The sequence below is a fragment of the Gottfriedia sp. ABJ_BB2_2 genome (assembly GCF_055484705.1).
This window is the reverse complement of record NZ_JBVFKR010000009.1, coordinates 90,826-113,639: the sequence shown is the minus strand read 5'-3', so window position 1 is coordinate 113,639 and position 22,814 is coordinate 90,826. Positions and strand designations below refer to the sequence as shown.

Here is a 22,814-nt window from a genome sequence, read left to right as displayed (position 1 = left end):
TTTATAAATAATATATGCCTTCTGTTATTGTAACAGCCGGGCCTTTCATCCATACATCTCCATCGGAGGACCAAGTAATTTGTAAATCCCCACCCTGTAAGTGAACAGTAATTGGCTCGTCTCTATTATATTTACCTTCTTGTATCATTGCTACTGCAGCCGCACATGCCCCTGTTCCACATGCTTGGGTAACGCCAGATCCACGTTCCCATACTACAAAATTGATTTCATTATGAGGTAAACATTCGATAAATTCAACATTTACGCTTTCAGGAAACAATTCATGCTTCTCTACATACGGACCAAGTGTGGTTAACGGTGCATTTTTAATATCTTTGACTTCAAATACTGCATGTGGGTTTCCCATTGAAACACCAATGAATGAATGAAGTTCATCTTCAAATAAAATGTTGTCTCTTGCAAATTCCTGTTCTTCTCCGCTAATCGGAATTAAGGAACGCTGGAATATTGGTTCTCCCATATTAATAGTAACCAAGTTAACAGATCCGTTCTCAAGATGTACATTTGCCTTTACAATAATGCTAATCGTTTCGATTGTAAAATTAGTTTCCTTTACTAAACCATGTTCAAAAGCATATTTAGCAACACATCTTAAACCATTCCCACAATTTTTTGCTTCAGATCCATCATTGTTAAATATTCTCATTTTCACATCAGCTACATCGGACGGACAAATTAAAATCATGCCATCACTACCGATACCAGTATGAATATTTGAAACGCTAATAGCAATCGATGAAAGATCTTCCTCCTTCAATTTTTCTTCAAACATATTTACATATATATAATTATTACCTAAACCATGCATCTTTGTATAACGAAAAGAATTCATTTTCATGACTCCTTACTATTTTTAATAATACAAGTATAAAATTTTAATGATCTGAGCACAATAAGAACATCCCCCGTTTCTCGATATAGAAACATTTTTGAGCGATCACAATCATGTGACTGCTCATTTTTTTTGGCTTTTTTTCATTGACTCATAAGTACTTCTTCTTAAACAACTACATTATATCAATACTCTCTTTCTATATATGTTATTGTACGTTACAAATTGGTTGATTGCTCATTACATTATGACGGATGCCACAATACTATCCCTTACAGACTGAGCATACAATTTTATGTTTAAACACTCCATTGTTAATAAACTTAGATTCATGACTTTTGAATTATTTTATTATATTTCATTTTTAAACAAACATTCTATCGACTCACTGCCGATATAGGATATATAGAACATTTAAATCAGTTAAAAATGGAGCTAAGTGAAAATATGACTATTACACCCACTTTTTCCCGTACTTTGAAATGCCCATGTTGTTCAAATTCTTTTTCTACTGTCAACGTTAGAATTTCATACCCAAAAACTGTCGAAGTAAGCACTGATTTCTGTGTAACGTATCAAGATGAAGTCAATTCTCCATATTTATATTACGTAAACGTTTGTAACTTATGTGGATACGCTTTTACTAAGAATAGTAGTCCAATCTCCTCGATTTCTAAAGCAATCATTCAAAAGGAAGTTTCTGAAAAGTGGCGACCTCGTAGCTTTGGAGATATCCGAACCATTGACGATGCTATTACCTGCTACAAGCTAGCAATCTACTGTTCTATACTTAAAAATGAAAAATTTTATATTTTAGCTGGCTTATTATTAAGAGTTAGCTGGCTTTACCGCAAAATGAACAATCAAGTGGAAGAAGAAAGATTTATGTTACAAGCAGTTGAAGCATATAAAAAAAGCTTTGACATAGCAGACTATGTAGGAACTGAAATGTCTGAAATTAGAGTCTTGTTTTTAATAGGTGAGCTTTCTAGGAGATGTAAACGATATGAAGAAGCAGTTAGCCATTTTTCAAAAATCGTTGCTCATTCAAATGCTCAACTAGAAAAAGGGATTGTAGAAAAGGCGCGTCAACAATGGCAAGTTACGAGAGAAGAAGCGAAGGCAAATTAAATCAGATTAAAGTTTTTACTATTTAATTTTTATCTTTGTCTACATAGTTATACCTCCTATTTTAGGAGGTATTTTTTGCTTAGAACAATATATATAAATCTGATATCTGTTAATAAAAGTTTTTCTCAAAATACAGTTCCTGTCTTAGTGATATTAACTTTTACTTTCGGTTCAAACTGAACATTTTTATAATCTTTTTCCCAGTCTACTTTCTTCCATAAGTCAGGATGGGAACTAGCAAGCTTCCTTCCTATTCCAAACGCATCGCAGTTCGCTTCTAAAAGAATATCTGTAATTTCTTTTGCCTCTTTCGTAAGTTGAGTAGCTATATCTTTGTTTAAAGCATTAACATTCGTTTTTTCTATAAAATTATTTGAATAACTAACTAGATTGACATCTAATTCCAAATTTATTTTACAGGTTATTTTCCGATGAGTTTTATCAATTACTAATTCCATCTTCCTATTTTCATCCATCACTCTGAAGGCGGTTGATCGATTGCTTTTTAAATTCAGTGCAATTAGTCCTTCCTTTTGTAAACCGTCGCTTAATAATAGTAATAAAGTGCTTTTCTCTTTCGGTATGCTAAATCCAGTATATTTATCGTTATGAAAAAGATAAACACCGCCGATCGCCACTCGATCTTTTTCAACCTTTTCTACATAAGGTAACATAAGATCCTCTCCAGAATCTACAATTTTAGACCAAGCTGAAAAGACTGTTACATTTGGAATATTCGTTAAAGACTCTGATGATTTCAATGCTTTCAATATTTCAAATGCAATTGGACTTTTTTGAGGGTTTACAGATAGAATCTCAGTCGCACTTCCTTTGGTCATAACAACCCTAGAAGTGACATACGCATCTTTTGGTCGATAAAAGAGTTCTAAAAATGGATGTATTCCCTGCTTTCCTAGCTCTTCTCCAATCAGTATAATATGGGCTTTACTTACATCTATTTTTCCAGGCATCTTAAAATTGATTTCCGGTCCAACTTCTGATGAATATTTACTTTTCGTTTCAATCAATTCATCTTTTAGCTCAAATTGCCCTCCACCTTTACTCTCGATATTTAAAATTCTTGCAGCACCTTCTAATTCATTTTTTTCAGTTATGTCGAAACTAACTCCATTGATAAGAGTTTTAGTTACAAGAAGACTCTGATCCCAACAACCTGATAAGAATAATAATAAAACACATAGATAAATTAAAAAAATTTTTTTCAAACATTTTCACTCCTTTTCAATGTTTTTATAAATAATGTAAAAGCAAGGAGTAAAATTGGCAAAATAAAAACCACAAAATAGCTTAAGTATGTAACATACGTACTAAATTTTGTAATCATATTTTCATCAAATGGATAGATAGAAATAAGAAAGATGATGATAGCGTTTACCAAAATAGTTTTCTTATAAGACTTAACCTTACTGATACTCTTACTTGCAAAAAATAAGTAAGCAATAATAGAAGTTGTCATTGGAACAATCCAACTAGATATGAAAATCAAATCAATTCTGTCTATCATTTCATAAGATAGTGCTTTAAATAGATATAAAACAGGTTCACGTACTTGTTTTAGCTGATTGGGACTAAAACTGATGAGACAAAGAAATAAGAAGTAAGTGTATAAAGCTGTTACAGTCAGATTTGCTAAGGAAGCTGATTTTAGCACTCCTTTTTCTTTGTTAAGAATAAAAGGATAAATTAAAAGCATACCTTCAAAACCTAGCATAGAGATAATTGACTTATTACTACCCATCAATATATTTTTCATACCAGTATTCCCAAGTGGCAAAATATTCTGGAACTCTTTTTCCACTCCATAAGATAAAAATGAGATTAAAATTAATAAGACCAACATGAAGGTAGCAATGACAAAGAATCTTGCTATGATGGTCAATTCACTAAGGGCTAGATAGATACTTGATAGCATAATAAATAAAGACAAAACCCAAATAGGTGTTAAAGGTAGTAACCAAAGACTAATACAATTAATATACAGAATGAGTGCTAGGCTACCAGTCAATATAAAATATAAATAAATGATAAAGTTTAATATTTTCCCTATATACTTGCCAAATATTCTAATTGTAATTTTTGTATAATTTTCATTTGGAAATTGTTTAAACAAAAGCCAATAAATAATGAGCATGATTTGAACGATTAATCCAGCAAGAATCGTTGAAATCCATCCATCACCTTTTGCTGTAGCTTGAACAACATTAGGTAATGAGAGTAATCCTATGCCAACCTGACTTTGAATTAAAAAAAAGAATAATTGAAATTTTGTAATTGAAGTCTTTTTAGTGATCATTTTTCTTCCACACCCTAGACATTCCTTGTTGAATTAATTTTTTTGGTTTAGCATCAGTCGGTCTCGTATTTAGTTTCCAAAATGGAAGCCTAATAAATGTATCCTTTAAATCCTCTTTCTTAAATGGTGCAATTGGTGAAAAGTATGGAATGCCAAAAGATTGTAATTTACTCAAATGCATAAATATAAGCATTAACGATAGGATGATTCCAAAGAATCCAAATATCGATGCCGCAATCATAGTTGGAAAGCCTAATAATCTAGCACTTGTACCCATTTCATTGATTGGCGCTACAAATGAGGCGATTGCTGTAAAGCCAATTACGACGATCATCGTGTTTGAAACTAAGTGAGCCTCCACAACAGCTGTACCAATTACTAGACCACCTACAATACCAATCGTTTGTGCAATTGGAGATGGTAAACGAATTGAAGCTTCCTTTAGTAATTCTAAAATGATTTGCATGGCAATTGCTTCAATTAATGGCAGGAACGGTACAAATTCTAAAGATACCCGAATTGAATATAGTATCCCAATTGGTAGTACTTCTGAATGAAAGGTAACAATTGCAATATAGATGGCAGGTAAACTGATCGCAACGATAAAGCTAAAAACCCTGATTATACGAAAAAAGGACCCAATTAACCATCTATGGTTATAATCATCAGGTGCCTGGTAAAAAGAAAAGAATGTAATTGGGACTATGGACACCATAGGACTTCCATCAACTATTAGCGCAATTTTCCCATCTAATAAATATGATGTAGCACGATCAGGTCGTTCAGTGTTTAACACCTGAGGAAAAGGAGAATATGGATTATCTTCTATCAGTTCCTCCAAATTACCAGTGGACTGAAGTTGATCAATTTGTATGCTAGAAATTCTTTTCTTAATTTCTCCTATGAGAATACGGTTTGCTAGTGAATCAATATAAACCATCGCAACTTTTGTATTTGTCATTTTTCCAATCGAAAAATATTCCACCTTAAAATCGGTATTTCTCACTCTTTTTCTTAACAATTGAATATTTGTGCTCATACTTTCAATAAATCCGTCATGTGCTCCATTGATATTTTGTTCAGTATTCGGTTCATTAATGGAACGTCCTTGACTGTCTGACACTTCCGTCATAAAGCCTTCTGTACAATTCTCCTTTAAGATTACACAATAACCATCTACTAACCTTTTTCCTATTGTTGATATTCTGGAAGATTTATTTATTTCCAATTTACTTAAAAATTTTAAATCAGTTGAATTGTTATTTAATAAGGGATCGACTACATAGGAAAAAAGTAAATCTTTTTTCACCATTGTATCTAAATACATTATCGTTATCTTTTCACTACTTCTATTGATTTCAGTAACAATTAAATCTTCTGTATTACATAAAAAATCATTAATTTTTTCTATATTACTTTTTAAATCAACTGATAATCTATTTTCATTAGTCTGTTGACCACCGGTTAATGTATCTTTAGAAAATCTCATAATGATACTCCTTATGTCTAATTAACATTATTCTATCCATAATTATGTAGTTTATGAAAAATATACTTGTCTTCGTTTTGATGAATAAAATAAAAGGCAGTTTTCGTTACTTTCAAAAACAATCTTTTGGAAAAGTTCAAAAAAAAAACATCACTATCATAATAGTGATGTTTTTATATTAGTAAATTTTCTTCTAGAAAATTGTATATATTATCAACCAGTTCTGTTGGAGTCTCCCCCGTTATTACTTCCCCTTCAACCAATGCAAAAAGTGATAAACTGCATTTACCACAGTATCCCAGGCATCCGTATTCTAGTACATCAAGATTCGGATCTCGTTCAAGCTGCTCTAATGCTTTTTGGGCACCGTTTGCTAGGTTTTTAATACAAAATTCAACTAATGGTCTCAATTTTTTTCACTCCTTGCTCATCATAAAGTTACTCTTTTTTGTTTAAAAGGTCAATCATTTTAGATTTATTTGGAACAAGGTTTATTTTACTAAGTAAGACGTTGTTATTTCACCTCAAAATATATATAATATAATTGTCGAAAATTAGAAAAATTTTTTTTATTTATTGCTAATAAAACAAAAGGGGAACAACAACTATGAAAAACCTCGTATTACTAGGTGGCGGATACGGAAATGTTCGTGTTTTATCTCGATTATTAACATCGGCCTTACCTGAGGACGTTCATATCACACTAATTGATCGGAATTCTTTTCACTGCTTTAAAACAGAATACTATGCACTAGTTGCTGGTACAGTACCGGAGCAGCATATCCGAATTCCATTTCCAACTCATGAAAAATTGACTGTTGTATATGGGGATATTACAACAATTGATACATCAAACAAACAAGTGATATTAAACAATGGAAAAACAGTATCATATGATGATTTAATAATTGGTTTAGGTTGTGAAGATAAGTATCACAACGTACCAGGCGCACAAGAGCATACTTATAGTATTCAAACAATTGAAAACACAAGAATTGCTTATGAAAATGTAAATAGTCTCCCGCCTAACTCTGTAGTTGGAGTTGTTGGTGCTGGTTTAAGTGGTGTAGAAGTTGCAAGTGAATTAAGAGAAAGCAGAAGCGATTTAAAGATTTTACTTTTCGATCGTGGAAGTAGAATTCTATCCATGTTTCCAGAAAAGCTTAGTCACTATGTTCAAAAATGGTTTGACGAGCACGATGTAAAAATTATCAGTAATTCAAATATCACAAAGGTTGAGGAAAATACATTATTCAACCACGATGATGAAATTCATTGCGATGCTGTTATTTGGACAGCTGGAATTCAACCAGTAGAAGTTGTTCGAAATCTAGAAGTTGAAAAAGACAATAGCGGAAGAATTGTGATTACAAAATATCACCATATTCCAACTGATGAACATGTATATGTAGTCGGTGATTGTGCAGCATTACCATATGCACCATCTGCACAGCTTGCAGAAGCACAAGCAGAGCAAATTGTTACCATCTTACAGAAAAAATGGAATGGTGAACAACTGCCAGATGAAATGCCACAAATTAAATTAAAAGGAATTATGGGATCTCTAGGTAAGAAACATGGTTTCGGCTTATTTAATGAACGTCCATTATTAGGTCGAGTACCAAGACTTATTAAGTCAGGTATCCTATGGTTATACAAATACCATAATGGTTGATCAACAAAAGACCCTTAGCGTTTGCTAAGGGTCTTTTTTTTATTTTCTATTATTCAGTCTTATCCGAACGCATAACTTCTTTTACACTTTCGACCATTCCTAAAAGCTTTGTAGCATCTGTAGGAATAACAAGTTTTGATGCAGTTCCATTTGCCACTTTTTCTAATGCTTCCATTGAACGTAATTGTACCATTTCTTTTGTAGGTGACGCAGCTCTCCAAACATCTAATACTACTTGCTCACCGCGTGCTTTTGCTTCTGCTAGTTTAATGATTGCTTCAGCTTCCCCTTCTGCACGTAATACTTGTGACTCTTTATCTCCACGTGCTCTTTCAACCTGACTTAATCGTTGACCTTCAGCTTCAAGAATTTGAGATTGCTTTTCCCCTTCAGCTTTTAGGATTTTCGATTCCTTTTCACCTTGAGCGTTTAGTACTTTTTCACGACGAGTACGTTCTGCTTGCATTTGACGCTCCATCGCATTTTGAATATCAATCGGTGGGATAATATTACGAATTTCAACACGATTAACTTTCATTCCCCATTTATCTGTTGCTTGGTCAAGTATTGCACGTAGTTTATTATTAACCGTATCACGGCTTGTTAACGTTTCATCTAAATCTAATTCCCCAATTAAGTTACGTAATGTTGTTGCTGTTAAGTTTGAGATCGCTGATAAAGGATTCGCAATTTCATACTCATGGCGTACTACGTCAGTAACTTGATAAAATACTACTGAGTCCACTTGAATACTTACATTATCTTTCGTAATCATTGATTGTGGTGGAAAATCCACAACTGTTTCACGTAATGTTTTTTTACTTGCCACTCTTTCAATAAATGGAATGACAATATGTATGCCACTCTCCAATTTACGATGGAATTTACCTAAACGTTCTACTAGGTAAACTTCAGATTGGCGTACAATTCGAATACTTGATAATAATAGTAAAACGACGAATAAAACAATAATTCCTATAAAAATTAGACCATATGGTATTTCAGACATAACCCACTTCTCCCCTGACTAAATATTTGTTACGTATAATGTTGCGCCTTCTATTTTAGTGACTATTACCTTTTCATTTAATACTAATGGTTCGGTCGAACGAATTGTCCATTCATCTCCAAATACTTTTGTTGTGCCTAATGTATCATCTGTCAATTCGACTGACGATACATTCACTTCTTTACCAATTAAAGAATTTACACCATTTTCTATTGTTTTATGTTGATGAATTCTTTTTGCAAAATTCTTCGTACTTAACCAAAGAATTAGTGCACTAATAATAAAAGTAATAAAAGTTAAGATGATCGATCCAGTTAAATAACTTACAATTGCTGCTAAAATACACGCTATTCCGAGCCATAAGAAAACAAATGTAATTGAAAACATTTCAATAATAACTAATATAACGCCAATTACAAATAAGCTAATTGCGACCATACCACCCCTCCTCCCAGTTCTATGTATATGCCAAATTTTGTAATTTATTTTCCACTTCCATTTTAACATGTAAATTAGTCCAATTTACATAGAAATCTTGAACATTATTAAAACTAAATTAAAAATACCTCCTTATTTGCATAAAGAGGTAACAAAATTATTGATCAATTGCTTGATATACGTCCTTCAGTTTTGGATTCCCTTCTCCAACCACTGTTCCATTTACTAATACAACTGGGTAGAAAAATTCATCATTTCTAATTCTCTCTGCAAAATTCGCTTTCTCATTATTTTCAACATTAAAAATATCGATATATTGAAAATCAAATGCTAGGTCAGGATACTTTCTTTGTAGTGCTGCTTGAAGCCATTCAAATGTTTCAATTGAAGATGGCATACCTACACAACTTGCACAAATTACTTCAGCCCCAAAAACTTCCACTAAAATTTTATTACTCATTTTCTCCTCCTGGCATACAATAACTGTGTGTCCTAAAAATTACACAACACAAAGTACTCTGTAATAGATTTTTTCCTCTTAACTGATTATAATAAAATTAGTGAAAGGAGTCGATAAGTATGGACATGAAAGAACAAGTACAAGAAGTATTAGATAAATTAAGACCATTTCTTCTTCGTGATGGTGGAGACGTTGATTTAGTTGATATTGAGGATGGCATTGTTAAATTACGCCTTTTAGGCGCATGTGGAAGCTGCCCAAGTTCAACAATCACATTAAAAGCTGGTATTGAACGTGCTCTATTAGAAGAGGTACCTGGAGTAATTGAAGTAGAGCAAGTATTCTAATTCAATTCATAAAAGAGAAGGGTTCATTCCTTCTCTTTTCAATGTGTAGACAAATTTAAAATTTTTGAGAATCAGACTGATTGAAAACGTTTGTCTTTCGAGGCGTGAAGTCTGAAGAGGAGCGGAGTTACCTAAACGGTAATGAGCACCGCAAGCAGACGAAACAACGAAGAAAGCGAAAAAGAGAAGGATTCCCTTCTCTTTTTTACTTTAACCAATTAATTTCTCTAATTCCTAATTTAGCTGTTGGCAACCCAATCATTTCATAAAAGTTACCTAAAAACGCTTCAAACTCACTTGTCGTTTCCAAATAATGAACTAGCTTACGTTCATGTCTTTTTCTCTCCGCATCTGTCTTAGATAAGTAATAGCCCTCAATCGTTTCAAAATAATGCACTGGGAATAAAAGTCTTGCGTATAATAATCGCCAAGAAAATGTAGATAGTGGACTTTTCTTTTCGTAACTAAACAGAAAAGACAGTATTTTTTTTCGGTAATTCCCGCTGCTGTTTTCTAAATATTCATCCCTTACCCATTCTGCTAAATCCCTAGAAGGATGATCATATATCCATTCTGTAGGTATTTTTGCAAAATGTATTTCCTTCATTTTTCTTTCAGCCATTTTTTGATGACAAATTGTCGCTGAATCAACAATTTGAGGTGTGTCATCTAGTTCAGTATCAACAACATATTGAATTGCATTTTCTGTCATTCCAAGATAATATGGAAATGATTCGATGAAGATTTGTTCAAAATAGTTTTCTGGATGACTATTCACCTTATTTTGCCAAAATCTTTCCAACTGCTCTAACCGTTTCTCCCATAAAGTCTTCCATTGACCAATTCTTTTCAACTGCTTTAAATCCTCATTATACTTTTTACCTCGCAAATGAAAAACTGCTAGTTCTTCACCAAAATTTGTGCTTCGATCGTTTTGACGAAAACTTTTAAATAAAGAATAATTACTGCCAGCAATTTTACTTACATAATACCCTTGAACATTCTGAACAAATGTTGCAACAGTTTGATCACCAGTTGTACTCATAAAATCACTCAATCTTTTCATTTCCTGTAAATCATCTTCTTTTAAATTTCCGATTGGCACAAGAAAATACACTCTATTCCTTTGCCAAAACATGTAATATGACTGAACCGAAAGTAGCTCAGCTGGTTGAATTTGATAATGATGAAACAAATCTTGAATGATGTTTTGATTTCTAATAAACATCATCACTCACATCCTTTATATTGCTACTTACTAATGTATATGTCACAAACCCAAAAACCTGTACCCATACTTTTCAGTTTAAAACATAAACCGAATGACCCTTCACAAAATTGGAGAAAATGGCGTATAAATAATAAAAGCGGAATGAACTGCGCTCAGCTCTGAAGGGAATATCTCCATGAATCTGAAGAAGTGGTGGTTATTAGAAAGGTGGAGGCGACTGGTCAGCTCCGACAAGCAATTCATTAACATGAAAAGATTTACTACGGTATTCTTAAAGTGTTGGAAAGAACTAACATAGAAAAAAAGCTATAAAGATACTCGAAACTTGAAAACATATCAAGGGTTAGATTAGGAAAGAACTATTCGAAATTTGTTATTTTAGTGAATTAGAAATATGGCTGTTGAACCTCAAAATTGTATATTTTTAAATTATATTGAGTTCATCTTAATGATTAACATTTTTTTATAAAGGGGAATTTTGTTCAATATAGAATCATATATATTTAAACCTCTGTTTAATTAAAAAGATTGGCTCTTTATCCTTGTATATTTCTAATCGTTTCAGTAGTTCATTCAATTTTAGTTACATTCCCACTAAATAAATTAATTGATAAGGAAAAGGTGATGACATGGAATTTTTAAATCACGATCTAGAGAAGACTGCACTATCATTATTGGAAAAAAGAGGTGTAACGCTTGATGATATTGCCGATTTAGTTTATTTTTTACAAAGTAAATATCATGATGATTTGTCGATGGAAGAGTGTTTACACAATGTTAAAAGGGTCTTAACAAAGCGTGAAATACAAAATGCCATCATTACCGGTATTGAGTTAGATATATTAGGTGAGCAAAATAAATTACAAGAGCCTTTATTATCCATCATTAAGAGGGACGAAGGTTTATACGGTATAGACGAAATCATTGCCCTTTCGATTGTAAATGTTTATGGATCGATTGGTTTTACGAATTATGGTTATATCGATAAAATGAAGCCTGGCATTTTAGAAAGATTAAATGATAAGTCAACTGGTATGGTTCATACGTTTCTAGATGATATCGTTGGAGCAATTGCGGCTGCAGCATCTAGCAGATTGGCTCATCGCGCAGCTCATAAAAACTCCGATGAACGTAAAAGTGATAAATAAAAAACATAAAGCACTCGGCTAAATAAGCTGAGTGCTTTTCAAATTGGCTAGCTTTTTATTAAATATATTGTAGCCATTCTTCTAATGAGTGGACTGAATAAGTAGGTTGCACTTCATAATTCGTTAACATTTCTTTCGTCGTTACACCAGTATGAACAAGTAAAGTATCTATACCAGTATTGATTCCGGCTAAAATATCGGTATCATAATAATCTCCTACCATTAACGTATCTTCTTTAGGCACACCTAGTACTTTTAATGCTTGTTCCATAATAATTGATTCGGGTTTTCCGATAAAAATTGGTTTTACTGTCGTAGAAACTGAAATTACAGAAGTTAATGAACCATTACCAGGTAATAGTCCTCTTTCAGTGGGTAGTGCAATATCGCCATTTGTTGAAATAAAAGTAGCACCATTTCTAACTGCTAAACAAGCTTTTGCTAATTTCTCATAATTGATATCTCGATCTAGACCACTAACAACGAAATCTGGATTATCATCAGTAATTTTTAGGCCAACATCCTCTAGTGCATGTGTTAGACCCTCTTCACCAATCATATAAACTGATGCATTTTCTTTTTGCTCTTTTATGTAATTTGCTGTTGCATTACTTGTTGTGAATACTTGTTCCTTAGTCGTAGGAATATTAAAGCGATTTAGCTTTTCTGCTACTTGCTCTGGTTTACGTGTTGAATTATTCGTTACAAATAAATAAGGAATACCTTTTTCTTTTAATGCTTCAATAAAACGACTAGCCTCTTCAATTTGTTCTTCACCACGATACATGGTACCGTCTAAGTCAATTAAATATCCTTTATACTGCTTCATGTTGACACTCCTTCAATTCTCTTAAGACCGTTTATTTCTCCTTGTCGCTACTAAAGGCATTTACGACACCAAGTTCTTTATTCAAATAAGTATGTACTGAAATTGGAAATTCTTTATATGCACTAATGTTTTCTGCAAAAGTAGACATAATTGTATCTGTAATCGGTGTTGTATAATCCTGTAATAAATGTTTACGAATTGGTATTAGCTTTTTAATTGCTTCACCTAATTCTTTCGTAATTACTTTCTCATCCATTAATATATCAACAATGTCATCATAACTACCAGGATCCCTCATGATGAATCCGTCAATCATTGCATTACCGATATCTAATATACTATCGATAAAAAGCTGCGTCATTCGTTCAAATGCCAGCACCTCAGTTTGATTACTTGGTTTACTACTTGAATCATAATAGTTAAGCATTGAGTTCATTACTTCTATTCGATCAATAATACTTTGACGATTAATAAAGTACATATGTACACTTCCTTCTCAATTCTATCTTCTACATTTTATGAACATATATTTATTTTATAGCTAAATTCGAAAAAAATCGACATCAATGAAAGCGTTTCTGCTCGATTTTTGATATAGTAGATAAGTAAATGATTGGGACCCGACAGTTAATCTGTTGAACTTTGTAGTGAAAACAGAATCATAAATGTTTACTCAAATTAAAATCCCATCAAAAATGTAAATATTTTAAGAAAATAATTTGAATGATACTATTAGGGGGTAACAAATAATGGGTGAACGTTTTTTCTTATATGATGATGTAACTCAAGCGAAGACAAGATTTGTAAGCTTTATGGGAGATGAAGAAAGGCATGACCTTGCTTTAATTTATTCTGATCGTCACTACGGAAAGGTTATTGTATTAGACATTCAAAGTAACCGTTTTGCAATTATAGGATCAGATGATTTAAAAGAAGAAGGTTATTTAGAATTTGCTTTTGGAATCACTGAAGAAAAAGCAGCAGAGTTATTAGATTTCCTTAGCGAAATAATTTATTAATTTAGATTTTTTTGTGGATAACCAAAATAGAATGAAAAAAGAGTGGATAACAATCAAAGTTGTCCACTCTTTTTGTGATTAAGTTATTACTTATACACAAACTAATCTCATTTCTTATACTTATCCACATGTTTTTTTACTATTTAAAAAAATCTAAAAATAATTATCCACAAGCCTAATGAAATAAAAAATTGATGGGTATCCCCACCAATTAGTTTTTAATCTTTTTCACGACAAAATATTTACAGCCAAAATTGCAGTATTCATAAATATATTCACGTAATGTACTAATTTTAGAATCATATGGTACATTTTTTTGTGAGTCGTCAAAAAATCCTCTTAAGCGTAATTGCTCATATCCCCAGTCGCCTACGATATAATCATACTTCGAAAGGATTTCTGCATATCGCGCTTTAAAGGCTTCTTCATTAAAGCCTTCACGATAGTCTTCAACAATTTCATAACAAACATTTTGTATGCAAACCATAATATTTCTCCTTCCTTATACTCCCATAAATATGTAATCATCTTATTTGGCATACTAATTTTACAATCCTAATAAAAGGTGGTTTTACGTATGCGCAAAATTTTAGTTTGTCTTATCACTTTATCATTTTTAGGTGGTTGTTCATTTGGTCCAAGTAAATCTAGACAATTTGAATATGAGGATACTGCTTATAAAGATGAGCAAAGAACAAATACACCTAAAAAGTTAAATACAGCACCAATGGAACTTGGTGATGTTAACAATAATGAAGAATCTTCTTACAAAGATTATGGCTTTTCTAGGCTACAAAAGCAAGAGGTTTCAGGTAGAGATGGTGAATATACTTTAAAAATTGATAAACAGGAAGTTGCAAAATTTATTTCTTATTTAGAAGTTAAACTTCCTAGTGTTGATGATGCAGCAACATTTGTAACTGATCAAGAAGTCTTTATTGCTTATAGTACACATGATGATCAAAACAAAGTAAGAACTCAAGTTGAAAAAACTGCTCGTTCTGCTTTACCTAGTTACTACCATATTTACACTTCAAATAGAGTAGAAAATTTTAATAATATTGAAGAGCTTCAAAAATATGGTGATTTAACTGACGCACAATTAGAAGAAAAAATTAAATTCTTATCAGAAGGATTCGACGTTGATAAACAAAGCTTACACTTTGATCAAATGTCTAATGATCCACATTAATATCAATAAAAAGCACTAGCTAGGCTAGTGCTTTTTTATTATTGTGCTTGTTTAGCTGATTGAACCTGCTCATCAGCATGGTAAGATGAACGAACTAATGGGCCAGATTCACAGTGTGAGAATCCTTTTCCAAGTGCAACTTCTTTTAATGCAGCAAATTCGTCAGGTGTGTAATATTTCTTAACTGGTAAATGATTTTTTGTTGGTTGTAAATATTGTCCAAGCGTAATAATATTTACACCTGCTGCACGTAAATCATCCATTGCTTCATAAAGCTGTTCATTTGTTTCGCCTAAACCAAGCATGATACTTGATTTAGTTGGTATATCTGGGTTAATTTCTTTCGCTCTACGTAAAAACTCTAGAGATCTTTCATAAGTTGCTCTTGCACGTACGCGAGGTGTTAAGTCACGCACAGTTTCGATATTATGATTCATAATATCTGGCTTTGCGTCCATTAACATTTTAAGGTTTTCAAATTTACCGCCCATATCAGATGGTAAAACTTCAATTGTAGTAAATGGATTTGCTTTTCTTACTTCCCTAACAGTTTCAGCAAATACAGCTGCTCCACCATCTCTTAAATCATCACGAGCAACTGCAGTAATAACAACGTGTTTTAAATTCATTTGTGTAACTGATTCTGCAACACGTACTGGCTCTTGTAAATCCAGTTCAGTTGGTAAACCTGTTTTAACCGCACAGAAACGGCAAGCTCGAGTACAGATTGCTCCTAAGATCATAAATGTAGCAGTTTTTCTTACTGCCCAGCATTCATGAATATTAGGACAACGAGCTTCTTCACATACTGTATGAAGATTTTTTGAACGCATCATCTTTTTTAAATCAGTATACGATTCATTCGTGTTTAATTTTATTTTTAGCCATTCGGGCTTTCTCAAATACTCTTCTTTTTTCGATGCCATTTGAAATTCCTCCAACGTTTATTCGTTTACGACATATTTCAATATCAATTCCAATATTACTATATATTACTACATTTTTCACAGAGATGAAAAACTTTCGTTTGTATCTCCCTATAATTTCCATCTATGAAAGTCGCTCCTTTAACCAAACTAAAGAAGAAAATCTAATTAAGGGATGATGGTTTTGAAAAAAATAATTGTACTCTTTTGTATGGTGGTTATCTTCATAACACCATCATTTGCAGGTGCCGAAGAAATTGACCAGGCAAAGCTAGACCTGGAAAGAATGTCATTATATAAAAAAGGAGAAGCATTAACCTTTATTCCATGGTACTATTTTGCAGCAATTGACACATATGAGCGAAACGTCCGAAGTGTAAGAAATGATATTCCAAAACGTGAAAACGGCGTACTTTCAATTTTTATTAAGCCTGAAGACTGGAGTGGATTAACCAATCCAATAAAAGAAGACACATACCTTCCCACCATTCATTTATTTGGTGGAATTGGTATGGACGGTAATAGTGATGGGAAAGCCTCAATAGAGGATGACGAAGACTTATTATTTGCATTCATACATCGTTTACATTTCTATGGACCATCAAGACAGTATATCAGAATGATGTTATGGGACTATTATCAAAGAGCGATTACTGTTGATATAATCGATGAGTATGCTCGTATATACCAATACTATGGGAAACTTAATATTACCGGAAATGCTTTCCCACTACCAATCCGTAGTGAACACAGTTATCGAAGTACTTGGGGGGCTCCTCGAAGCTTTGGAGGACGAAGAGTACATGAAGGTACTGATATTTTCGCTAACTATGGTACACCTGTTAGAGCAACCTGCTATGGCGTTATAGAAACAAAAGGATGGAATCGTATTGGTGGATGGAGAATTGGAATTCGTGATTTAAATAATAACTATCACTACTATGCACATTTAGGTGGCTTTAATAAAGAAATAATAAAGGGTCAAGTAGTAGAACCTGGAACAATTATTGGCTATGTGGGTAGTACTGGATATGGTCCTCCAGGTACATCAGGGAAGTTTCCTCCACATCTACATTACGGAATTTACAAAGATAATGGCTATTCAGAATGGTCTTATGATCCCTTTCCAAGGCTTCGTTTATGGGAAAGACAGGATCGAATCGCAAGGAGAAGTAGCTAATCAAAATAAAAGCAGACGCATAGGTCTGCTTTTATTTTTTATTAGTCGTATTAGGAGTCGTTTGATTTGGCGAAAAAGGAATATAGCTTGGAACTTCCCCATCGATAATCTCAGAAGCAATTGGCACCTGTACTTTAACCTTTGTCGACTTTGATGTAAATGGAATAATAACATTCATATTTACTTCAACATTCATGATAATTTCTACAACCGAATTATCAAATCCGAATGGTTTTACTTTTTGTGAGACATTCGCAACTGCATCACCAACTACAGAAAAACGTACAGGAATTGTCGGACCAAGTCTCCCCAATAATACTGTGTTTGTCATGACCCCAAGCGGTACATCAATATAGAATCCTTCATCATCACTTTTCATCTTCTTTAATTCAGATTTCGGTAAAGATAAAAACGAAAGATCACCGTGTTCAACTCTTCTAATATTCTCTTCAACATTTCTTGTCGTAGAACCAATTATTTTATTGATTAAATAAGTATTTGTACTAATCACTGTTTTACCATTTTGATCAACATCACGAATAATAATATCCTGTCCTTCTAGTTCTCTTGAAGCAGATTCATAAGCTTCATTTATGACTAGATTGGCAATTCGCTTCGTTTGTTTTTCTGAATACTTTAATATTGTAGGTGAAAAAATGTTATCAATCTTCCAAAAGCCATAACAACCAAGAATAAGTAATATCATGATGATGACGACATACTTATTAGGTAGCTTTTTTCGAAATGACTGTAAAACTGGTATTGATTTAATAGAACTTGATTTAAAGACACTCTGCGATTTTTTTTTCGTAATAAATCTACTTCCTGGAACACGTTTGTGTTTAAATTTTTTCATCCGTATCCATGCCCCCCTATTAAATGGGTATGCATGTCATGGCATGTTCATTCGCATTCTCTTCCATACAAAAAAGATGTTCCATACATTTCATGGAACATCTTTTTATTGAAATACTCTTTGTTTTAAGGTTGTATCACATTCTGTAATTAATAAGTGAAGGTCATCATACAGATCCACTTCGTATGGAATACTTACTTCATAGCCATTTTCCTCGATAATTCGGATGATTGGACGATCAGTTGATGCTGCATTTTGTCTTGCAACAATTCCTCGACGACCATCATTTAATTGAACAGTTAAACCTGTAGGATAAATCGATAAAGAATCTCTGAATAATCGGACTAATTTTGCGTCGAATAACTTATGACTACCGCTGTATAAAAGCTCTAATCCTTCGTGAGGTAACATCGCTTTTCTATATACTCTGTTAGACGTAACCGCATCAAATACATCCGAAATCGCTATAATTTTAGAATACAGATGCATCTCTTCTCCAAGTATACCTTTTGGATAACCGCTTCCATTTATTCGTTCATGATGTTGTAGTGCACAAATCGCCACAACTGAATGAATATTTGGTACTTCTCTAAGAATTTCATATCCAGCTGTCGTATGTGTTTTAATTAATTCATACTCTTCTTCTGTTAATCGTTCTGGTTTATCTAAAATTTGAATCGGCACCACCATTTTGCCAACATCGTGTAATAGTGCCCCGAGACCTAATAAATCTAATTGACTTTTATTTAAACCTAATTTCGTACCAATTGCTAGTGAGTACATTGTTACATTTAAGGAATGAGTAAAGATATACTCATCATAAGAAAATACATCCGTTAATAGTGAAAGCATATCATTGTTATTCTTTAATTCTTTTAACAATGATTCAATTATACCCTTTAATTGAGGAGCAGACTTTTCTAATGAAAGCCATCTAAGATGAAGCTCTTCATTTTTAAATTTTACAAAAGCATCTTCAATTTTTTTTGTACTCTCAATTCTAAGCTCGTCTGAAATAGTAGACTCTAATTCTAAGCCATCAGATAGAGGATCGTGAATGAAGACATAGGATATACCTAACTTATGCAGACGATTAATCATCATCACTGTTAAAGGAACATTAGCATTAACTAAAATTTTTCCCTGTTCATTATAAATTGGCTTCCCTAAAAGTGTGCCTGGAACAAGAGTTGAAGTCACGACAATTCTCATAGTTTTCTCCCTGATATACTTTTTATTAAATATATGGTTGCTCAGATGAGTAAATTCGTGATGTCATTAATATGATTCTAGTTGTTTTTAGCACCTGAATAGATTTTTCTACTTTTTCTGACTATGTTTTACATTATACTATTTATAACGGTTAAATTGTGAAAAAATTAAGCCACTAAACAAAATTTAGTGGCTGATTTTATAACATTTTTAATAATGCTTCCCTTCCAATCATCCCTTTTTGAATTCCGAGTCTTTCGGCTTCAATTGTAATTGACTCTAAAGGTGCATTTAATAACTCTTCAATTGTTTTGACTCCGACTGCTCGGCCCGCAATAATTTTGCGATCAAGTAGTCTCTCATTTAAAAGTGCGACATCTAAAGCCCCACACATGATATAACCTTTATCATTCATAACAACTAATAAAGTTGTTTTTGGAAGAAGGACAGTTACCGCATTAAAAGTATGATCTTCAATCTTGATAGGTGTTAATTGAATCAAGTTCACCGCTCCTTTCTCATTCTAAAATATGAGAAAAATTTAATAAATGAACCTGTCTAACCTACAAATTTACATACTTTTTAAAGCCCAAAGTAACACATCACGAATAAATTCAGGCATAAAGAATTTCTTATTTTTCGCGGCACATATTTGTGGGAAAAATTTCCCAAAAGTAAATAAATCTAATGTGCCTATCTTATAATTTCTAGATAAATCTAACATTTCACCATTAATAAATATATCTTCACGGTATAGCTGTCTTTTTACATGCCTATTTACAATTGTGACCCCGTCGTATACCATCATCCCAATCACTTTACCTCTAAATCCAAAACCCTTCATTTTTAAATGTACCAGCTCTTTATCTTCTCCACGGTTGATTACTTCTAGTAATTCAGCTCCAGATAAGTAAACTGTACATGGATTGATTGGATGTGGGCAAATACGATGAATATGACCCTTCGTCACAACTCCTCTATTTAGACCATCAAGTAAAATCCCAGCATTCATTAAACTAATATCGGAATCAGTCCACTGCTTTAAAGAATTTGCCAAGATTCTTGGTAGTAAACTTTCTTTAAACCAGTTTGTTGGTAAACTTTTTGAGAGTAGAGCGGTAGGTTCACTAAGAATTTCTTCGCTCATTCTCATTAAATATGCTAAATAATGGCTTGTAGATTCATCTTGGTAATGTTTCGGTATATTATGTAATTCTATAACCGATGCAGTTTTATTGATTATTTGTTTCGTTTGTTTGTTTACAGTCAACAATACTTCACCAAGATAATTACCATGTTTGCCTGTTCCACATAATAATGTATTTTCTACATATTCTCCGTTTGGTAGCAAATGATGTGTATGGGCACCAAGAATCACATCAATTCCCTGGAATTGTTTTGCAATCATTTGATCGATTTTTAACCCTAAATGTGAAAGTACGATAACGATATCCGATTGTTCAGTCACAATTGGTAGTATTTGCGCCAAACTTTCTATAGGGTCTTGAATACTCCAACCAAGACATTCATAAAAAACTGGGTAAGAAATCGTTAATCCAATGACTCCAATTTTCAAGCCATTTTTCTCATAAATTTCATACGGCTTACTGAATGAATTTGAATGTTCCTCTTTGATCGCTAAATTACTTACTAAAACGTTAAATCTCGCATGCTCATATAATTTAAGTAAATCATCTTTAGCTAAAGTTATTCCTTCATTATTTCCAATCGTAACAGCATCAAAATCTGCTTCATTTAATAGATTAACATTCCCTTTTCCAATTGTTGCTTCTGAAATTGGATGAAATCTGTCAACGAAATCTCCAACATCAAAAGTTAGAGATTCTTCTCCATTTAATCTAGCAAGTTCCCTTTTCGACTTTAATAGCCCCACAATTGTTGGCCAAGTTTCAAAGTGACTATGAATGTCATTTGTATGGAACAATCGAATATTTAAATTTTGATTATTTGAATCCATTGTTCCACTCCTTCGTTATATATTTTCTATCATCAATTTTATACCATATATTAAAACGACTAGTCTTAACAACAAGGCAATTGTTTCCGTTTTTAATTTTTGATTGATATAGGCACCAATCTTTCCACCAAACCATGCACCTGGTATTAATAACAGTGCATAATAGAAGTTTATTGATCCAATCGCTAAATACGAAATAGAACTTCCAAGCGTCGTAAACATCACAACAAACATCGAAGTTGCGATAGCGAGTTGTGGCGGAAAACCAAATAAAAAGGCCATCATCGGAACCAACATTATGCCTCCACCAATCCCAAATAAACCTGAGATTAGACCAATTAATATAGATAAACCGATTGCCAATGGAAGACTATAACTATATGTATATGCTTCACCTTCGTCATTTGTATATGTACGAATAACACCTTTATGTATTTCTTTTGATTTTCTATTCAATTTAGATGAAACAAAGAGAAATACCGAGATACAAATGAGAAGGATCCCAAAAAATAATGTAAATCGTTCTGTATTTAAAAGCGAATTAAGATAAGTACCTATTAGACTTCCTGGAACGCTTCCGATTAAAAATAGAAGGCACTCTTAAAATCAATTCTTTTTTGTTTATGATAAGCAAGCGTTGATGAAAGTGAAGAAAACACGATTGTAACTAAAGCTGTACCAACTGCAACATGAATCGGTACCGTCGAAAATGCAGTTAAAAACCGATCTATATTTAAAAGCATCGGAACAATAATAATTCCTCCGCCTAGACCAATTAGCGAACCGACTGTTCCTGCTACCAATCCTATACTCAGTAGTATAAGAACCTGTAATAAAATGTCCAAACCTTTATTTCTCTCCTTAAGTACCGTTTGTTCAATTAATCTCTCATTATAATAAGTAATAGTTTAACACAAAAAAACTCGAATTTCTTCGAGTACTGCTGATAGGAATCTCATTGATCCTATTACTTATGAAAATCTATTTTTTAAGTATACTTAAATATTCTTTCCATGGACCTACATCTTCTCCGTAACTCTTTGACATTACCCTTACAATTTGACTGATATGTGTTAAATCATGGACAACCCAAGTAGACAGCAACTCACTTAGATTAACTATACCGAATTCAGGATGAATACCTGTTAACTCAAGATGTACTTTAGGGTCTATTAAATGTTGTAGTTTAGTGATATTTTGAGTTCTAAGTGACTTAAATTCAAGCAATCTCTCTTCGATTGGCTTAGCATTTTCTTTATTTAAGTGCGAAAAACGATCAAATAAAGGAAAATGCTTAATCTCACCCCCAAGAATACAATTGACCCTTATCACCCAATTTGTTTCCTCTGCCTCTATGAGGTGATCAATTACTTCAGAGACATTCCATGTTCCTTCTCCTTCATTACACTGTAGCCATCTATTGGATAGACCTGATAAAAAAAATTCTAAAGTTTGTGGCGTCCGTTCTAAAACCTCAATTGCTTCATTTAGATTAAAATTCATCTAATCACTCCTTACTTTGATAAA

General features: G+C 32.8%; 25 protein-coding genes and 1 pseudogene. 7 read left to right on the top strand and 19 right to left on the bottom strand.

What is annotated here, in order from left to right:
• Position 1: 1 nt before the first annotated feature.
• Positions 2 to 853 (bottom strand): diaminopimelate epimerase, encoded by an 852-nt coding sequence (dapF, locus tag ACX6U0_RS17400; protein ID WP_464961133.1) that lies wholly within the window; start codon positions 851 to 853, stop codon positions 2 to 4.
• A 447-nt stretch (positions 854 to 1,300) separates the two neighbouring features.
• Here dapF and ACX6U0_RS17395 point away from each other — a divergent pair, with 447 nt between their 5' ends.
• Complete coding sequence (locus ACX6U0_RS17395; RefSeq protein ID WP_464961132.1) at positions 1,301 to 1,984, top strand: DUF2225 domain-containing protein; 684 nt, start codon at positions 1,301 to 1,303, stop codon at positions 1,982 to 1,984.
• Positions 1,985 to 2,109: 125 nt separating this feature from the next.
• Here the strand turns inward: ACX6U0_RS17395 and ACX6U0_RS17390 are convergent, their stop codons facing one another.
• The 4 genes from ACX6U0_RS17390 to ACX6U0_RS17375 all read right to left on the bottom strand — a co-directional run bounded on the left by ACX6U0_RS17390 (position 2,110) and on the right by ACX6U0_RS17375 (position 6,197).
• On the bottom strand, positions 2,110 to 3,210 hold the full coding sequence (locus ACX6U0_RS17390; RefSeq protein WP_464961131.1) for a Ger(x)C family spore germination protein: 1,101 nt from the start codon (positions 3,208 to 3,210) through the stop codon (positions 2,110 to 2,112).
• Positions 3,207 to 4,298 (bottom strand): GerAB/ArcD/ProY family transporter, encoded by a 1,092-nt coding sequence (locus tag ACX6U0_RS17385; protein WP_464961130.1) that lies wholly within the window; start codon positions 4,296 to 4,298, stop codon positions 3,207 to 3,209. The genes ACX6U0_RS17390 and ACX6U0_RS17385 overlap by 4 nt, the downstream gene beginning before the upstream one ends.
• Positions 4,288 to 5,787: a spore germination protein gene (locus tag ACX6U0_RS17380; protein WP_464961129.1), complete on the bottom strand. Its 1,500-nt coding sequence runs from the start codon at positions 5,785 to 5,787 to the stop codon at positions 4,288 to 4,290. Before ACX6U0_RS17380 ends, ACX6U0_RS17385 begins: the two co-directional genes overlap by 11 nt.
• Before the next feature lie 173 nt (positions 5,788 to 5,960).
• Positions 5,961 to 6,197: a YuzB family protein gene (locus ACX6U0_RS17375; protein ID WP_088000521.1), complete on the bottom strand. Its 237-nt coding sequence runs from the start codon at positions 6,195 to 6,197 to the stop codon at positions 5,961 to 5,963.
• A 197-nt stretch (positions 6,198 to 6,394) separates the two neighbouring features.
• Between ACX6U0_RS17375 and ACX6U0_RS17370 the strand changes: the two genes are divergently transcribed.
• Entirely contained in the window at positions 6,395 to 7,462 is a 1,068-nt protein-coding gene (locus ACX6U0_RS17370; RefSeq protein WP_464961128.1) for an NAD(P)/FAD-dependent oxidoreductase, read from the top strand.
• Positions 7,463 to 7,511: 49 nt separating this feature from the next.
• Here ACX6U0_RS17370 and ACX6U0_RS17365 read toward each other — a convergent pair whose 3' ends face one another.
• The 3 genes from ACX6U0_RS17365 to ACX6U0_RS17355 all read right to left on the bottom strand — a co-directional run bounded on the left by ACX6U0_RS17365 (position 7,512) and on the right by ACX6U0_RS17355 (position 9,369).
• Complete coding sequence (locus tag ACX6U0_RS17365; RefSeq protein WP_464961127.1) at positions 7,512 to 8,471, bottom strand: SPFH domain-containing protein; 960 nt, start codon at positions 8,469 to 8,471, stop codon at positions 7,512 to 7,514.
• An 18-nt stretch (positions 8,472 to 8,489) separates the two neighbouring features.
• Positions 8,490 to 8,909 (bottom strand): NfeD family protein, encoded by a 420-nt coding sequence (locus ACX6U0_RS17360; RefSeq protein ID WP_464961126.1) that lies wholly within the window; start codon positions 8,907 to 8,909, stop codon positions 8,490 to 8,492.
• A 157-nt stretch (positions 8,910 to 9,066) separates the two neighbouring features.
• Positions 9,067 to 9,369 carry a YuzD family protein gene (locus ACX6U0_RS17355; protein ID WP_464961125.1) on the bottom strand — a complete coding sequence of 101 codons (303 nt, stop codon included), beginning with the start codon at positions 9,367 to 9,369 and terminating at the stop codon, positions 9,067 to 9,069.
• Between the two features lie 119 nt (positions 9,370 to 9,488).
• On the opposite strand from ACX6U0_RS17355, the gene ACX6U0_RS17350 reads away from it, so the two are divergent.
• On the top strand, positions 9,489 to 9,716 hold the full coding sequence (locus tag ACX6U0_RS17350) for a NifU family protein (protein WP_025671774.1): 228 nt from the start codon (positions 9,489 to 9,491) through the stop codon (positions 9,714 to 9,716).
• A gap of 205 nt (positions 9,717 to 9,921) precedes the next feature.
• Here the strand turns inward: ACX6U0_RS17350 and yutH are convergent, their stop codons facing one another.
• Positions 9,922 to 10,947, bottom strand: coding sequence for a spore coat putative kinase YutH (yutH, locus tag ACX6U0_RS17345; RefSeq protein ID WP_464961124.1), 1,026 nt, complete (start codon positions 10,945 to 10,947; stop codon positions 9,922 to 9,924).
• Positions 10,948 to 11,576: 629 nt separating this feature from the next.
• Between yutH and ACX6U0_RS17340 the strand changes: the two genes are divergently transcribed.
• A complete protein-coding gene (locus ACX6U0_RS17340) occupies positions 11,577 to 12,095 on the top strand; it encodes a phosphatidylglycerophosphatase A family protein (RefSeq protein ID WP_464961123.1) in 519 nt (172 codons plus the stop codon).
• A gap of 58 nt (positions 12,096 to 12,153) precedes the next feature.
• Here the strand turns inward: ACX6U0_RS17340 and ACX6U0_RS17335 are convergent, their stop codons facing one another.
• On the bottom strand, positions 12,154 to 12,924 hold the full coding sequence (locus ACX6U0_RS17335; RefSeq protein WP_464961122.1) for a TIGR01457 family HAD-type hydrolase: 771 nt from the start codon (positions 12,922 to 12,924) through the stop codon (positions 12,154 to 12,156).
• Between the two features lie 31 nt (positions 12,925 to 12,955).
• Complete coding sequence (locus ACX6U0_RS17330) at positions 12,956 to 13,405, bottom strand: DUF86 domain-containing protein (protein WP_464961121.1); 450 nt, start codon at positions 13,403 to 13,405, stop codon at positions 12,956 to 12,958.
• A gap of 268 nt (positions 13,406 to 13,673) precedes the next feature.
• On the opposite strand from ACX6U0_RS17330, the gene ACX6U0_RS17325 reads away from it, so the two are divergent.
• Positions 13,674 to 13,943 (top strand): DUF3055 domain-containing protein, encoded by a 270-nt coding sequence (locus tag ACX6U0_RS17325; RefSeq protein WP_088000540.1) that lies wholly within the window; start codon positions 13,674 to 13,676, stop codon positions 13,941 to 13,943.
• 211 nt (positions 13,944 to 14,154) lie between these two features.
• Here the strand turns inward: ACX6U0_RS17325 and ACX6U0_RS17320 are convergent, their stop codons facing one another.
• Positions 14,155 to 14,430, bottom strand: coding sequence for a YutD family protein (locus ACX6U0_RS17320; protein ID WP_464961120.1), 276 nt, complete (start codon positions 14,428 to 14,430; stop codon positions 14,155 to 14,157).
• Positions 14,431 to 14,520: 90 nt separating this feature from the next.
• Here ACX6U0_RS17320 and ACX6U0_RS17315 point away from each other — a divergent pair, with 90 nt between their 5' ends.
• Positions 14,521 to 15,135, top strand: a complete 615-nt coding sequence (locus ACX6U0_RS17315; protein ID WP_464961119.1) for a YhcN/YlaJ family sporulation lipoprotein — start codon at positions 14,521 to 14,523, stop codon at positions 15,133 to 15,135.
• Positions 15,136 to 15,173: 38 nt separating this feature from the next.
• Here ACX6U0_RS17315 and lipA read toward each other — a convergent pair whose 3' ends face one another.
• A complete protein-coding gene (lipA, locus tag ACX6U0_RS17310; protein WP_464961118.1) occupies positions 15,174 to 16,061 on the bottom strand; it encodes a lipoyl synthase in 888 nt (295 codons plus the stop codon).
• 178 nt (positions 16,062 to 16,239) lie between these two features.
• On the opposite strand from lipA, the gene ACX6U0_RS17305 reads away from it, so the two are divergent.
• Positions 16,240 to 17,241, top strand: a complete 1,002-nt coding sequence (locus ACX6U0_RS17305) for a M23 family metallopeptidase (RefSeq protein WP_464961117.1) — start codon at positions 16,240 to 16,242, stop codon at positions 17,239 to 17,241.
• A 31-nt stretch (positions 17,242 to 17,272) separates the two neighbouring features.
• Here ACX6U0_RS17305 and yunB read toward each other — a convergent pair whose 3' ends face one another.
• The 6 genes and pseudogenes from yunB to ACX6U0_RS17275 all read right to left on the bottom strand — a co-directional run bounded on the left by yunB (position 17,273) and on the right by ACX6U0_RS17275 (position 22,790).
• Positions 17,273 to 18,097 carry a sporulation protein YunB gene (yunB, locus tag ACX6U0_RS17300; RefSeq protein ID WP_464961116.1) on the bottom strand — a complete coding sequence of 275 codons (825 nt, stop codon included), beginning with the start codon at positions 18,095 to 18,097 and terminating at the stop codon, positions 17,273 to 17,275.
• A gap of 105 nt (positions 18,098 to 18,202) precedes the next feature.
• Complete coding sequence (locus ACX6U0_RS17295; RefSeq protein WP_464961115.1) at positions 18,203 to 19,309, bottom strand: HD-GYP domain-containing protein; 1,107 nt, start codon at positions 19,307 to 19,309, stop codon at positions 18,203 to 18,205.
• 199 nt (positions 19,310 to 19,508) lie between these two features.
• On the bottom strand, positions 19,509 to 19,811 hold the full coding sequence (locus ACX6U0_RS17290; protein WP_464961114.1) for a YunC family protein: 303 nt from the start codon (positions 19,809 to 19,811) through the stop codon (positions 19,509 to 19,511).
• A gap of 69 nt (positions 19,812 to 19,880) precedes the next feature.
• Positions 19,881 to 21,287, bottom strand: coding sequence for a bifunctional metallophosphatase/5'-nucleotidase (locus tag ACX6U0_RS17285; protein ID WP_464961113.1), 1,407 nt, complete (start codon positions 21,285 to 21,287; stop codon positions 19,881 to 19,883).
• 15 nt (positions 21,288 to 21,302) lie between these two features.
• Positions 21,303 to 22,090: pseudogene (locus tag ACX6U0_RS17280) on the bottom strand (sulfite exporter TauE/SafE family protein).
• A gap of 178 nt (positions 22,091 to 22,268) precedes the next feature.
• On the bottom strand, positions 22,269 to 22,790 hold the full coding sequence (locus ACX6U0_RS17275) for a DinB family protein (protein ID WP_464961112.1): 522 nt from the start codon (positions 22,788 to 22,790) through the stop codon (positions 22,269 to 22,271).
• Between the last annotated feature and the right edge of the window lie 24 nt (positions 22,791 to 22,814).

Coding starts and splice junctions, on each gene's coding strand:
- ACX6U0_RS17355 (WP_464961125.1), bottom strand. CDS start 9,369: ATGAGTAATAAAATTTTAGTGGAAGTTTTTGGGGCTGAAGTAATTTGT.
- ACX6U0_RS17385 (WP_464961130.1), bottom strand. CDS start 4,298: ATGATCACTAAAAAGACTTCAATTACAAAATTTCAATTATTCTTTTTT.
- ACX6U0_RS17370 (WP_464961128.1), top strand. CDS start 6,395: ATGAAAAACCTCGTATTACTAGGTGGCGGATACGGAAATGTTCGTGTT.
- ACX6U0_RS17340 (WP_464961123.1), top strand. CDS start 11,577: ATGGAATTTTTAAATCACGATCTAGAGAAGACTGCACTATCATTATTG.
- ACX6U0_RS17275 (WP_464961112.1), bottom strand. CDS start 22,790: ATGAATTTTAATCTAAATGAAGCAATTGAGGTTTTAGAACGGACGCCA.
- ACX6U0_RS17320 (WP_464961120.1), bottom strand. CDS start 14,430: ATGGTTTGCATACAAAATGTTTGTTATGAAATTGTTGAAGACTATCGT.
- ACX6U0_RS17330 (WP_464961121.1), bottom strand. CDS start 13,405: ATGTACTTTATTAATCGTCAAAGTATTATTGATCGAATAGAAGTAATG.
- ACX6U0_RS17380 (WP_464961129.1), bottom strand. CDS start 5,787: ATGAGATTTTCTAAAGATACATTAACCGGTGGTCAACAGACTAATGAA.
- ACX6U0_RS17365 (WP_464961127.1), bottom strand. CDS start 8,471: ATGTCTGAAATACCATATGGTCTAATTTTTATAGGAATTATTGTTTTA.
- ACX6U0_RS17285 (WP_464961113.1), bottom strand. CDS start 21,287: ATGGATTCAAATAATCAAAATTTAAATATTCGATTGTTCCATACAAAT.
- yunB (WP_464961116.1), bottom strand. CDS start 18,097: ATGAAAAAATTTAAACACAAACGTGTTCCAGGAAGTAGATTTATTACG.
- yutH (WP_464961124.1), bottom strand. CDS start 10,947: ATGATGTTTATTAGAAATCAAAACATCATTCAAGATTTGTTTCATCAT.
- ACX6U0_RS17395 (WP_464961132.1), top strand. CDS start 1,301: ATGACTATTACACCCACTTTTTCCCGTACTTTGAAATGCCCATGTTGT.
- ACX6U0_RS17360 (WP_464961126.1), bottom strand. CDS start 8,909: ATGGTCGCAATTAGCTTATTTGTAATTGGCGTTATATTAGTTATTATT.
- dapF (WP_464961133.1), bottom strand. CDS start 853: ATGAATTCTTTTCGTTATACAAAGATGCATGGTTTAGGTAATAATTAT.
- ACX6U0_RS17305 (WP_464961117.1), top strand. CDS start 16,240: ATGGTTTTGAAAAAAATAATTGTACTCTTTTGTATGGTGGTTATCTTC.
- ACX6U0_RS17335 (WP_464961122.1), bottom strand. CDS start 12,924: ATGAAGCAGTATAAAGGATATTTAATTGACTTAGACGGTACCATGTAT.
- ACX6U0_RS17325 (WP_088000540.1), top strand. CDS start 13,674: ATGGGTGAACGTTTTTTCTTATATGATGATGTAACTCAAGCGAAGACA.
- ACX6U0_RS17295 (WP_464961115.1), bottom strand. CDS start 19,309: ATGAGAATTGTCGTGACTTCAACTCTTGTTCCAGGCACACTTTTAGGG.
- ACX6U0_RS17315 (WP_464961119.1), top strand. CDS start 14,521: ATGCGCAAAATTTTAGTTTGTCTTATCACTTTATCATTTTTAGGTGGT.
- ACX6U0_RS17350 (WP_025671774.1), top strand. CDS start 9,489: ATGGACATGAAAGAACAAGTACAAGAAGTATTAGATAAATTAAGACCA.
- lipA (WP_464961118.1), bottom strand. CDS start 16,061: ATGGCATCGAAAAAAGAAGAGTATTTGAGAAAGCCCGAATGGCTAAAA.